General features: G+C 49.9%; 10 protein-coding genes. 3 read left to right on the top strand and 7 right to left on the bottom strand.

All coding sequences use genetic code 11. From position 1 onward, the window contains the following. Positions 1-89: 89 nt before the first annotated feature. Positions 90-980 (bottom strand): helix-turn-helix domain-containing protein, encoded by an 891-nt coding sequence (locus ABT58_RS08465; RefSeq protein WP_047873958.1) that lies wholly within the window; start codon positions 978-980, stop codon positions 90-92. Between the two features lie 255 nt (positions 981-1235). Here ABT58_RS08465 and exaC point away from each other — a divergent pair, with 255 nt between their 5' ends. Then, entirely contained in the window at positions 1236-2756 is a 1521-nt protein-coding gene (gene exaC, locus ABT58_RS08470; protein WP_047873959.1) for an acetaldehyde dehydrogenase ExaC, read from the top strand. 83 nt (positions 2757-2839) lie between these two features. Here exaC and ABT58_RS08475 read toward each other — a convergent pair whose 3' ends face one another. The 4 genes from ABT58_RS08475 to ABT58_RS08490 form a co-directional block, all read right to left on the bottom strand. Further along, a complete protein-coding gene (locus tag ABT58_RS08475) occupies positions 2840-4030 on the bottom strand; it encodes an ABC transporter permease (RefSeq protein ID WP_047873960.1) in 1191 nt (396 codons plus the stop codon). Further along, positions 4027-5202, bottom strand: a complete 1176-nt coding sequence (locus tag ABT58_RS08480; RefSeq protein ID WP_373300208.1) for an ABC transporter permease — start codon at positions 5200-5202, stop codon at positions 4027-4029. The genes ABT58_RS08475 and ABT58_RS08480 overlap by 4 nt, the downstream gene beginning before the upstream one ends. 107 nt (positions 5203-5309) lie before the next feature. Then, a complete protein-coding gene (locus ABT58_RS08485) occupies positions 5310-6302 on the bottom strand; it encodes an HlyD family secretion protein (RefSeq protein WP_047873961.1) in 993 nt (330 codons plus the stop codon). Beyond that, positions 6299-7804: a TolC family protein gene (locus tag ABT58_RS08490; RefSeq protein ID WP_082211030.1), complete on the bottom strand. Its 1506-nt coding sequence runs from the start codon at positions 7802-7804 to the stop codon at positions 6299-6301. The genes ABT58_RS08485 and ABT58_RS08490 overlap by 4 nt, the downstream gene beginning before the upstream one ends. 610 nt (positions 7805-8414) lie before the next feature. Between ABT58_RS08490 and ABT58_RS08495 the strand changes: the two genes are divergently transcribed. Continuing rightward, positions 8415-8840, top strand: coding sequence for a hypothetical protein (locus ABT58_RS08495; protein ID WP_047874072.1), 426 nt, complete (start codon positions 8415-8417; stop codon positions 8838-8840). A 423-nt stretch (positions 8841-9263) separates the two neighbouring features. Here the strand turns inward: ABT58_RS08495 and ABT58_RS08500 are convergent, their stop codons facing one another. Both ABT58_RS08500 and ABT58_RS08505 read right to left on the bottom strand, forming a co-directional pair. Further along, positions 9264-11273 carry an ATP-binding protein gene (locus ABT58_RS08500; protein ID WP_146147263.1) on the bottom strand — a complete coding sequence of 670 codons (2010 nt, stop codon included), beginning with the start codon at positions 11271-11273 and terminating at the stop codon, positions 9264-9266. A 716-nt stretch (positions 11274-11989) separates the two neighbouring features. Next, complete coding sequence (locus ABT58_RS08505; protein WP_047873963.1) at positions 11990-12352, bottom strand: hypothetical protein; 363 nt, start codon at positions 12350-12352, stop codon at positions 11990-11992. Between the two features lie 323 nt (positions 12353-12675). Here ABT58_RS08505 and ABT58_RS08510 point away from each other — a divergent pair, with 323 nt between their 5' ends. Beyond that, positions 12676-13449 carry a carbon-nitrogen hydrolase family protein gene (locus ABT58_RS08510; protein ID WP_047873964.1) on the top strand — a complete coding sequence of 258 codons (774 nt, stop codon included), beginning with the start codon at positions 12676-12678 and terminating at the stop codon, positions 13447-13449. Positions 13450-13459: the final 10 nt, after the last annotated feature.

Here is a 13459-nt window from a genome sequence, read left to right on the forward strand (position 1 = left end):
ACCTGATTCCGTCTAGTTATCGCGACTCTCGTATTTTCTTACCCTCTGATATCCATGACCTGCTTATCGCTTCCTGTTCATCCTTCGAATCACACTGCCAGCCCCTGCACATACTGACGAGGGCTGACGCCAAATTTTTGTTTAAAACGGCGGGTAAAATGGCTGGGATGCCGAAAACCGAGGGTGTAGCTGACTTCTGTGATTGTGCGCCCTTGGGTGAGCATGTGCGTGGCGGCATCTAACTTGGTGTGAATGATAAATTCGGCGGGGGTACAGTCGAGCAGTTGCTTGAACTTCTGATACAGGTTGGTGCGGCTCATGCAGGCGGCTTTACACAGCGTCTCTATCTCAATGGTGCGGGTGACATTGTGCCGGATCAACGCGATGGCAGCATTCAGGCCACTGGCATCCGGTTGTGCCTGACTGTGCGCCAACACAAAGTGTGCGGTATTTTGTCGTAATAACCGCAGCACCAATTCTGTGACCGTGAGATCTGCCATCAGCATTTGATCTTGCACGTGCTCATCAAACAGTTGACTCATTTTACCGATCAGGGCCTGGGTTTGCGGGGCGTTGGCGGTGTGCAAGGTCACCGGCAGATGGGCGCTGGTGTATTCATGTGTCGCATCTTGCAAACATAACTGCTTCGCCACCTGCTGGACTTTCTCACTGGCAATTTCAACGGTTAAACATTGGGTCGGCTGCGCCAGTCTGGCATCCGGAAAATCAATGTTGACCGACTCCCCGCCCGCTAACACAAACGATTCGCCCAGCTGAAAAACCTGCGCGTGCGCACTGTCGGCATGGTGCATCACCTTAGTGCCGGTCAGCATAGCACACACCGTGAGTTCACTGACCGCAAACCCAACCGCCTCTTCGGGCAAATAGGTGTCGTAGCGGCACACTTGCGCCTGTTCACCCGTTACGGCGGTACGGTGTTCAACTAAGGTTTTTGGCAAAGCAGAGGAAGAGTGCGCCATCACGGTGTTAACCCTTTGTTAAATGCGTATCTCTCCATACTCGGAAATTCCGTACGCTCAGTCAAACATTCTGTACAGAGATGAAAGAACGCCCACAAATTTAACACTATATTCACATCACGCAACATGATAAGCGCCAATACAAACATAACAACGTCAGCCAACACTTTGAGGCGCGCTCAGTGCGTTATGCAGCCGCAATCGCACGGACGTTTTCCTCACCATCCAACAACGTAGAGCAAGGAGATAGAGACGATGATTTACACATGTCCCGGTCAGGAAGGAAGCATTGTTGAATTCAAAAGCCGTTACGGTAACTACATCAACGGCGCATGGGTCGCACCGATTGAAGGGCAGTATTTTAATAACATCAGCCCGGTGAACGGTGAGGTGATCTGCGAAATCCCGCGCTCTTGTGCCAAAGACATCGATATGGCGTTAGATGCCGCCCATCAGGCCAAAGATGCCTGGGCGAAAACCTCTGTCACCGAACGTGCCAATCTGATGCTCAAAATTGCCGATCGCATTGAAGCCAATCTGGCCATGCTGGCCGTGGCAGAAACCTGGGATAACGGCAAAGCGGTACGGGAAACGCTAGCGGCGGATCTGCCGCTATGCGTCGACCACTTCCGTTACTACGCCGGCTGTATCCGTGCGCAGGAAGGCACCATTGGGGAAATTGACCAGCACACCGTGGCTTATCATTTCCATGAACCGCTTGGCGTGGTCGGACAAATCATTCCGTGGAACTTCCCACTCTTGATGGCCGCATGGAAACTGGCCCCGGCACTGGTCACCGGTAACTGTGTGGTGCTCAAACCGGCCGAACAAACCCCGGTATCGATTCTTAAGCTGGTGGAAGTGATCGGGGATTTGCTGCCACCAGGCGTACTCAATGTGGTCAACGGGCTGGGCGCAGAAGCCGGACAGGCGCTGGCCACCAGCACCCGTATTGCCAAAATTGCCTTTACCGGCTCCACCCCAACAGGGGCAAAAATTTTGCAAGCGGCTGCCGAGAACATCATTCCGTCGACGGTCGAATTAGGCGGTAAATCCCCTAACATCTACTTCTCGGATGTGATGCAGCAAGATGACGCGTACATCGACAAATGTGTGGAGGGGGCGGTACTGGCTTTCTTTAACCAAGGGGAAGTGTGTACCTGTCCTTCTCGCCTGCTGATCCAAGAAGACATTTATGATGCCTTCATCGCCCGCGTCATTGCCCGCATTGAGCAGATCCAACGCGGTAACCCACTGGATACCGACACCATGGTGGGGGCACAGGCGTCTGAACAGCAATTTAATAAGATTCTGGATTATCTGAACATTGGTCGGGAAGAAGGTGCGGAGGTGCTGATTGGCGGCGGTGTGGATGTGGGTAACGGTTCGCCTGAATCCGGCTTCTACATTCAGCCTACCCTGCTCAAAGGCCACAACGCGATGCGGATTTTCCAAGAAGAGATCTTTGGGCCGGTGGTGGCGGTCACCACATTCAAAGATGAGGCGGAGGCCGTTGCCATCGCGAACGATACCGAGTTTGGCTTGGGTGCCGGTGTGTGGACGCGTGATACGAACTTGGCTTACCGCATGGGACGGGCCATTGAAGCGGGGCGTATTTGGATGAACTGTTACCACCAATATCCGGCACACGCGGCCTTTGGTGGCTATAAAAAATCAGGAGTGGGACGCGAAACGCACAAGATGATGTTGGATCACTACCAGCAAACCAAGAACCTATTGGTCAGTTACAGTGACGATGCCTTAGGCTTCTTCTAACCGGGTTCTCTGCAAAAAGCGCAATAGGGTTTCGGCCTTATTGCGCTTTTCTTTTTCGGGCTTTCCTTTTAAGGCTTATAGGGTCAATCCCGTGATGACTCCACTGACAGATGAGCAGGCATCTGTACCACCTGATGTTTCGCTTTGGTCATCAAACCCAGTGCCAACAGGGCATACACGACCACCTGCAACCACAACAGCCCCACCTCTGGCATCACCTGCGATAAATCTGCCCCCATCTGATTCAGACGCAGAAATGCATTGATCGCCGGTGTCGACGGCGCCAATTGCGACAGCAGGTAAATAGGCGCAGGCAGGGCTTCGACCGGCCAAATAAAGCCCGCAGAGAACACCAACGGCAGCGAGCTTAGCAATACCACCACGGTCGCCAATTCACGACGGGGAATCAGCTGCCCCAATACCATGCCAAGGAAAATCACCGCCAGCAAAAATGGCACAGTGACAAACAGCAGATCCGGGATCGCGGCTAGGCGGCTGATCTGGTAGTACTCGAAGCTAAAGCCAAAGTAATACATCACCAGCGGAACATACATCAGCGCAAAAATCACCGCCCGCACACTCATCAAACGCCATACCGGCTGTTGCAGCCAATAGCCCTGCTCACCCGCTAAACGGCTGGCATTTTGTCCGCCACCTAACAACGCCACTGCAATCAGCAATGTTTGGTGCAGGATCAACACAAACACCGCAGGCACCACGTAGTTCACATACCCCATGGTCGGGTTAAACACCGGTTGGGCATTGATCTTAATCGGCGTGTATTGCTCTGCCGCTAACACCAGATTGTCACCAGACATTACCATGCGCGCGACTTTCACCTGTGCGCCCAAGGTGCCACCCGCCGAGGCCAAGCCTTCGACAATGGTGCCGTAGACAAGGAAATAGGCTGCGTCACCGGCATAGGCTAGCGTTGGGCTTTTGCCCAGCAACACATCGCGGTTGAAGTGCTCAGGGATCAGCAACAACCCTTCCACCTCACCTGCCGTGATCATCGCTTTGGCGGCGGTTAAACTGCCAGCCTGCGCAGCCACACGTACTTGTGGGGTTGCATCGGCCATACGCACGAGTTCACGACTCATCGCACTTTTATCCAAATTCACCACCACAATGGCCTGCTCGCGCGGCAACTGGTGGGAATACGGCATCGGATAAAGGAAAGAGTAAATCAGCACCCCACCGAAGACGGTAAACAGCAGCGAAGTATTGGTAAAAATGGCGCGTAACTCATTTCGCCATAAAGATCCCCATGTCATGCTCTGTCCTCCTGCTGCGCTGCACGGTTCAGATCCAGGTTCACATTCACTTTCACTTTCTTGTCCACATCATGCTGAGCATGGCTTGCCGCCAGTTGCTTCACGCGGGCAAAGGCGAGCAGCCAGGTCACGCCAAAGACCAGCAATGCGGCCAGTTGCGGCATCGCCTGATACCAGTCCTGACCGTGATTCACCTGATGGATTTGCACATCCAGATAATGTGTCGCCGGTAACAAGGCACGCCAAAACAGCGCAAAACCCGGCATGTCCGTCGCAGGGAACGTCACCCCAACAAACGCAAACGCCGGCGCGGTTAAACCGGCTGCAAAACTCATTGCCTTGGTGGCATCCAGCGGGACTAAATACAGCAAACACGCCATGCCCTGACAGGCCAACACCATCAAACATTGTGCCAGCAACAAGATGCTCCAATGCCCGTGCATCGGCCAGCCCAGCAAAACATACATGCCCCACAGGAACAGTGCCCCTTGCAGCATGAACAGCCCCGTATAGGGCAGCAGTTTACCGACCAACGCGCGAATAGGCGTTTGCCCTAACCATGACGTCTGCCCAGGCCATGCCGTATTTCCATTGGCTCGACGGGTTTCTGCCGACAGCGCCATAATGGTGGTAATCACAATGGCGATTTGCCACATCGCCGGAATGATCGCTGGCAACAAAAACTGTCCGTAATGGCTGTTGCTGTTATACAGCGGCGTGATTTGCGAACGCACCGGCACCGCCTGCCCGAGGGCTTGCAGCGGCACATCCACCCCTGCGGCCATGTTTTGCAGGGTATTGATTTTGGCATTCAGGGTGCCTTGCGCCTGCATCACCGCAGAGTTAATCAACTTTCCGATCAAAATAAACTGGCTGTTGTAAAACGCCGTCACGGTCGGAGCCATGCCACGCAGGGTTTCTTTTTCCAACTCACTCGGGATCACCACCAGCGCGTAGATTTCCCCCCCGCGCAGCGCCTGACTGCCCTGCTCGACCGAGCCATAGGATGCCGTCACGGCCATGGTCGGGCTGGCATCATAATCGCGCGTTAACTGACGAGACAGCGCGCTGTGATCCAAATCTACCACCCCAATCGGGAGATCCCGCGCAATGCCTGCCGAGAAAATCCCCCACATAAACACAAACAGCAGAATGGGCAACCATGACACCATGGCCGCAAGCCAGCGGTCGCGCCACAGCAACCGCCACTCACGCCATGCGTAATCACGGACGCGTCGGGGAGACGACGTACCGGTGACAACCGTTGTCGATGGCTGACTCATTGGGCTGACTCAACCAACACGCTCATGCCCACGCGCAAACCGGCAATCGGCTGCGCCGGACGCGCTTCCACTTCAAAGGTACGCATGTCAAAGCCTTTGGCCGGATCCGTGGTACGCCATGTGGCAAAGTCACCCATTACCGCCACATGTGTCACGGTAAAGGTGTAAGTTTTATCGCCCAATGCCGGGATCACCGCATCAAACGACTGACCCATTTGGTAATCTTTCAGCGCATCTTCACGCACATTGAACACTGCCCATGCGTCGTTCATGTCCATCACGCTGACCACCGGGAAGCCTTGTGGCGCCAACTCACCCGGGTGCAACAGCACTTGTGACACTTCACCATCAAACCAGCTGACAATTTTGGTATCTGCCACGTAAGCTTCCACTTCTGCCACCGCACCTGCTGCCATACGGGCTTTTTCCAGTGCAGCACGTTTAGTTTCTACGCGCGCCCCTTCTTTGGCCATTGCATACATCTGGTAAGCGGCTTGTTCTGTGTATTGCGCCGCCTGCCATTGGGTAAAGGCTTCATCGCGTTTTTGCTCTGCCATTACCCCTTCTTTGTACAGGTTATCGACGCGCTTGTAGGTTTTCTCCATCAGGCTTGCCGCCGCTTTGGCTTTTTGCCACTGATCGTGCGCCGCCGCAATTTCCTGTGTACGCGCGCCTTTTTCAGCTTGTTCTGCTAAGGCATCTGCCGCTTGCTCACCGGCTTTGGCCTGTTCCAGCTTGGCATCAATTTCCGGGCTCAGGAGCGAGAAGATCAAATCGCCTTTTTCAACATGATCCCCTTTGCGTACCCAAACCTGATCAATACGTCCCGGCACTTTCGACGAAATGCTGTACTGCTGCGCTTCGATCTGCCCTTGCAAATGCACCGGCTCTGGCTGATACGCATTCCAAAAGTGGTAACCCAGCCAACCCACCAGGGCGACAGGCACAACCACGGCTAACTTAGCGGCTTTTGACGTTAACTGACTCATGACTGTACCTCTACACCTTGGTATTGCTGATATTGATGGAACTGATTAATTTCACCGCTCACGGCCAGCAGGCGCGTCAGGGAGATCACATATTGATAAGCCGCCGCCACACGCTGGGTTTTCACACTGGCCAGATACAACTCGGCATCCACCACATCCAGCGATGTCGACAGCCCTTGGCTAAACGCTTTTTCACGCAGCGAGACATTTTCTTGCGCCAACGACAGGCTCGACGCCAACCCGTTGTACTCTTCCAATGCCTGCATCGCTTCGCGGTAGGTCTTCTCTACCAGCACCGACAAATCTTGCTCGGCTTGTGCACGCAGGTAATCCACCTGCTTCATCGCACTGTGCGCCGCTTTCACTTTGCCGGAGCGACCCGAGTTATCCAGCAGCGGGATATTCACCCCCACGCCCACCGCCCAATCCGGCGCAGTTTTCGCGGCTAAAGTGTCATCTTCATGCAGGCTGTAGTTACCGTACAAATACACTTCCGGGTAGTACTTGCCCTTCTCGGCGGTCATTAAACCGGTCGCTTGTTTTTTCTTGGCATCCAGAATGTGCAAGCCCGGGTAATCGGTCAGCGTTTTTTCAATGAACGCACTCATCGGCGGCAGCGACGGGTTAATGAACAACGCCGTAGACGGCACGGCAGGCGTGTCCAATTGCAGCAACTTGGTTAACGCCACCTGGGCGATTTCCATTTCACGCTGAGCTTTTTGACGCTCTACCCGCGCTTTGTCATACGAGGCTTGGGCTTGCAGACGTTCCACTTTGGCGATCTGGCCTTGCTGCTCCAACTTCTGGGCATGTTGCCAGTGCTTTTTCAGCCCTTGCTCCACCTCAATGCGGGTCGCCAGCACTTGCTGCGTTAACGCCACACCAAAATAGAATTTCGACAAATCTTCAAACGTGCCCTGCTGTTTCATCGCCAGCAGGTACTGGGCTTCTTCAGTTTGGCCTTTGGCAATGTCTTGCGCGGCATTAATACGGCCACCGGTAAAAATCGGCCAAATTGCACGGATCGAACTGGTGAACACATCACGGTCGGTCAGTTGCGAGGTAAACAGCGCATCCAGTTGCGAGCCGTTGACACCCAAAGAGTGGGCCAAACGTGAAATGGCATCACCGGCTGGCATACTTTCAATTAAATCGGTGGGCTTGATTTCCACCGCCTTGTCCAAACGCGTGTATTTCGCGGTCGCGGTGATCTGCGGCAAGTTCAAATCGCTGGCAGCATCTTCCATGTGTTTGTAGCGATCCACATTAGCACGTTCTGCGGCCAGTCCATCGTTACCGGATACCACCGCCTGCCACGCATCCACAAAACTGACAGGGTGGCTCATGCGCGCATCGGCACTTGAAACCGGCGCTGATGTCGACAAAACAGGCTGATACGGAGCAGTCGATGGTGTGATGCCAGAGGCATCGGCCGCGTGGCTGACGAGCGGCGCCCACATCATCATGCAGCTTATGAGTGCTGCGACGGGTTTTATTTTCATTATGAACCTTTTAGCCATGAGGTAAGGCAGGAGTTAAGCCAGAGGCATTGGCCAGATAAGTTGATTCTAGAGTATTAGCTCTAAAACTCAACCAGCAGAACAAAATAATCCTATCCCTCACGCCAAAATACAGAGAGTACGAAAGATTAGCGGAATGAATAAAAGGGAAACGTGAGAGAAGGACGCACACCAAGGAAAATGTGTAAAAAAAAGCGGGCAAATCTGCCCGCAGCTAAGGAAGTAAAGGAAAGAAGTATAGTGCGATATCCGTATCGCTGAGAATCATTACGCGAGCAAGGTTAACCATTTCACTTATACAGGACAAGTGACGGTATATTATTTGTGACCTGAGTCGCATAAAAAGCGCGCAAATCCATCGTGTACGAAACTTTCCAAGCACATTGTCGCCCCCATTTTGTGCCGTCTTTCTTATGCACTTGCGCTACACCGTTACATTTTACTGATTGTGTGATGAATAAGAGTGAAATAGCATAGCGTCGATTATCGGTACTGCCATATTCTGTCACCGCACGGGGTGAGCAATGGGTACGTGGATGGCAGACGTCCCCAGCAATAGCCTCTCCCTTTCTCGGAAGTTGAAATAAAGATGATGAAAAAAACGCTCTCATTGTTGATGCTGGTTGCAGCATTATCTGGCTGTGAAGAAGCCAACAAAGCGATTGATAAAGCACAAGATGCCGCCAACAGCGCGGTAGATACCATGCAAGAGAAAATGGAATCGGTAGATTTGGGCGAACTGAACCTGGAAAAACTGGGTGACGCGAGCAAATCCGCAGAAGCGCTGATCCTTGCGGTTGATGAAGCCCTGAACGCCGATTTCAGCGATCCTGAAGTGCTGATCAACACTCAAGAGCACATCGCGAACGCGTACAAGTGCTTGGTGGACATGTCGTCTGAATCTACCGCTGAAAAGATGATGGCCAAAGTGATGGAAACCATCGGCAACCCAGAAACCAAAACCTTGATCGAACAAGGGGTTGAAAAGGCACAAGCCGCTAAAGAATGTGTGATGTAAGCGCACGCTGACACACTGTCTTTGGATTGCCCTGAATGATGACGCTCACGGTGTGAGCGTCATGTTGGGAAGTTGGGTCGCGATATTGGACTGGTGTTGTAACACGTTTTTGGACAAAAGCGTTTGCTGTTTCTAACTCGCTTTGGATCACAAACATGCCAGCAACGATCACGCTGACAGCCCCCTGGACACTTTCGAGTTAGCAAGCCAACTTGCTTCGAATAAGTTCACATAAGCTAAGGCTAAGCTATAGCTAATCTTTCTAAAGTTTTAGGGAAATCACGTCTAAATCAACTTATGAGACTACTACCCAATCAAATCTATTGGGGCGTATGATCGAACCACCGCCCCCAAAAACGAAACAAATTTCCCTTTGAAAAGGATCAGCTGTTTTCTGGCTGAACTGATAAAACCATCAAAACATTAACCTTTCCGTATTGCAATATGTTGAAGTTTTGCTGCTAATGCATTAATTTCATCGCGGTTTTTCCGGAAATACTGCTCAGTTGGATCTAATTTTTTTCTAGCATCCTCTAGAAACTTAGCGGCTTCTAACAACCTCTTCTCAGAATCTTTATGGTCTTTATTTTTTTGCCAATAATATAACCTTGCTTTGGCTTTATTTAATGCACAAAAAGAGAACGTTCTAGACAACTGTCTTGCAGAGTCAAGAAGTGAGTCTCCTTCAACTAGATCATCATTCCTATATCTAATAATTGCTAAGTTGACAAGAGCATCACAGTTTGAAGCATTTATTCTAATAGCTTCACGCCAAAGCTTTTCAGCTCGGTGTTTAGATTCTGTACTAGATATTTTATGGTATAAAAACCAGGCGAATCTATCGATTAGCGCCGAATTTAGTGGCTCCTCTTCCATTGCTAACTCATACATTTCTAGAGCTTCTGGATATTCCTTCTTCCTAACATGTGTACGAGCAGCTTTAGCGTATGGACTTCTAAACGCATCAACTATCCGATCTGATTTGTACTCGCTTTCAATCCTGTGAATTTGAGTAACTGTAGCATCAAGCTCTTCAGCGCTTTCAATTAACCTGCCCTTTTCTGTTTCAGGCAAATCATTCACCTTTTTATTGAAGAACCTACAGGACAACTCTTCGAGTTCAATACTAAATTTCTCACCGTGATTCATCAGTGAACCAAAATATGTCTCATCGAATGTTGCATGAAACTCAGTCAATGGGATTGCCATCATTTTACACGCTTCAGAAACTGAAAAGTGATCCAGAGGGCTCTCTGCCGTAACCAGCAACATATAAACCCTTTGTTGAGCCTTAGTCATACGTGCCCAAGCATCTTCGTATAAAAACTCTAGCAATTCACCATTTGACTTCTTGAGAAGAGAGTCAAGTGCATTGTTTATACTACAACCAGTTAAACTAATCTGTTTAACGAGAGAACTAATGAGCAGGGGCTTGTACATCAATTGCCCGCTTATTTGTCTAAGTTTTTTTTCACCAGCTTGAATTAAAGGCATTGCCTCAAAGTTTTCAGCTTGTCTCATTAATAGGTTTATGCATTCACCCTCATCCAATCCTTTAACTGAGATTGGCGTTGCATTAATGAATTCTCTTCTTCTCGAAGTAACTATCATTTTACCAATTTTCTTTGAAACAGCTTGAAGAAACTCACCTAAGTTTTCTACTTCATGAGTAGATGTGGCAATTGTTTCAGTGTTATCAAACACAAAAAGCACATCATTTCTATCAAGACCTTGTTCCTTGAGATAGTTCACAGCTTTTTGAATCAACCTATCATCACTTACCTCATACCAATCTTTCGTCAGTACAGGCTCAAAAGCTCGTATTAATTCTCGGATACACTCATCCATAGCACCAGCAACGCTTTTTAGATGAATAAGTCCATATTCTGTCCAACGTGTCATTTTAGCTGAGTAAAAGCTGATTACCTGAGGCCTTGGTTTGTTAAGCTCACCCCTGTCTTCTAGCAAGCGATTTAAAAACTCTAGTACCAACGTTGTTTTACCAAACCCCCCGTCACCAAATACAAGACAAGCTCGTTCATCATCGTCATTAAGCCACTCTGAGAGTTTAGTTAACTCTTTTTTGCGTCCCTCGAATATAGCTGTCTGCCGTCTCGGGATATTGTGTAGAAAACTATGTAGTTTGTTAGCTTCCGTGGTTTCAACTAGCTCAGAGAAATTATAAGGTTCCTTGTTTGAATGGTCTGACTGCAAATAAATACATTTCTCATGCAGCTCTAGCACAATTTTACTCGCATCCAATCTCGACAGGTGTCTTCCTTGCAGCTCCCATACGCCTCTGTTGCAGATAATCTTTCTAACTACTAAAGGTAGTTCTGCGTTAACAAATGGGAAATAAACAACGTCGCTTCCAATAGTCAATTGGTGATTTTTTTTGTCATAGCTTGGCAGCAAGTCACCGAGGGTGCTCAAAGATAACTCCACCAACTCCAGGGTCTTTACAGACCACTCAGAAGCATTTTTTTCACACAGCACGCTGTGACCAACAGCATCATTTCTAAATTGAACCCATTCTCCAAGTTTATTGCCTAGACCTTTTTTAACCCCCCCCCCCTTCTTTATACCATCCGTGCGCGAGGTTTCTGTCTACGTAAGTTCTCAAACTTGGCAAAATAGATTCAATGATTTCAACCGGTAGACCATCAGATGGCTGTTGCATCCGATTTAATGATGCCTCAAGGTCCACCTCATTCTCAGGCAAGTACCGTGAACAGCGTTCCAATGATGTTAGTGTTGCAACTTGCAAAATAGAACGTAATACACTCGAGTAAAACGTTACTTTTTCGGTTGGACTCAAACTAGTTGGGACTTGCGACAAGACTTTATTGTATAGATTAATCATACTGTGAAGGTGCTTACATTCTAAAAATAATTGAAGCTATCACATATGCACTTAGATTAACATGCCAGTGAGCGCACATTTACCACTTACCTTTTGAAATACATATTTTTTAATGGCTTATTACCCACACATACAATTCTGACGAAAAGTTTCTAGGACGAACGAGGTGATGCTTGTATCTCTTGATAAACCAAATTAAAACACTTTGGGGCAAATCTAAGATACACCGCATACAAAAAAGGCGCTGTTCGTGAAAACAGCGCCTTCATTTAATCAGCGATTCGCCTTATTCGCCGCAGTCTGTGCAGCTCTGTAGTGCGATTTCGTGTTCGAAAACAAGGTTGCCTTCTAGCTCAGCAATCTCTTCCGCTACCGCTTGCTCGTCGTCTGCTTCTACTTCGTTGTTCGCCAACTCTTCTTCAGAGTAGCCGTAGTAGTTCAGTAGCAAGTAAGCACGTGCGTCTTCTTCTGCACACGTTACGTTTACCGCAAAGTCAGGTTCAACGTTGCCAGCCGCCATCAGTGCTGTTGCTTGCGCGACGATTTCGTCTTTCATCGCTTCAGTTAGCCAGCCCAGATCCGTATCTACTTGCGTTTTCTTACAGTCAAAGCAAGGCAGTTTGTGAAAGTAGTATTGAAAAGTCGCCATCGTCATTTTTCCTTCTAGCAATATGAGCTCAGATTATGCTGATTTTAAGGGCAAATACTAGGTATAAACGCGAAATGTTGCTAATTGAGGAAAAGAACCGCTCTTTGTGCTCCATCCACACAATACACCTTACTTTCCGGCTCGCTGTGAACCCCGTTCGGCCGTTGCAAAATGCTGAGAGCAATACGATGCTTTCTTTCTCTCGCGCTTGTTCACGCTATAGGCGGGGTAGATACTGAACTCGCATTTATAAAATGCTCAATGACTTGAGCTAAGCCATTCTATCCACACACATTACCGTCAGCCGTTAAAAGGAACACCGCGTGAAAATAGGCATCGTCCAACTGCCCATGGGTTGGACCATTGAAGACAACCTTGCCCATATATGTCGCACCGTATCCAACCATTATCACGCCGTTGATACGTTCTTGTTCCCAGAGTTAAGCCTGAGCGGGTTTCACCGCCAGATCCGCAGCCAAGCCGATCCCGTTGCCAGAGAACGCGCTCTCGACCAGCTGGCCCAACTCGCCTATGCCTATAGGGTGAACCTCTGTTTGGGGCTGCCTTTTCAATCAGGCTATCAGGTGTTCAACCGCTACCTGTGTATTGATCGCCAAGGCCATATCGCGGCGCAGTGGGATAAAATCGGCCTGACTGACAGCGAGAAATCCTATTTCACTGCTGGCGGGTTGTCTTTCGATGCTGCCGATCCCGCCCACGGCAGCCGCCCAATAATGACGCTCGACGGGATAAACATGAGCACCATCTTGTGCCGGGAAGCAGAAGATGTGGATTGTGTGATCCACAGCCTGCAGCACCAACACGTCGAGGTGCTGCTGTGGCCCAGTTACATCATGCAGGTGAATGAAGGCGCGCAATACAAAGGCTTTTATGCCAATGCGGCGACCATCGCCGAGGCGTTACAGTGTTATGTGATTCAGTGCAATTGGCCGTATGCGCTCAATGATCCGGCCATTCGTGGCATGGGACGCAGTGTGATTATCGGCCCGCGTGGAGAACGCTTAGGCCAGCTGCCCGCCGATAAGGCGTCGGTCGGGATATTTGATCTCCAAAACGGCCGGCTGTCACTTCTCTAATCCCCCCTCT

Source organism: Photobacterium aphoticum (genome assembly GCF_001029435.1).
Lineage (GTDB): Bacteria > Pseudomonadota > Gammaproteobacteria > Enterobacterales > Vibrionaceae > Photobacterium > Photobacterium aphoticum.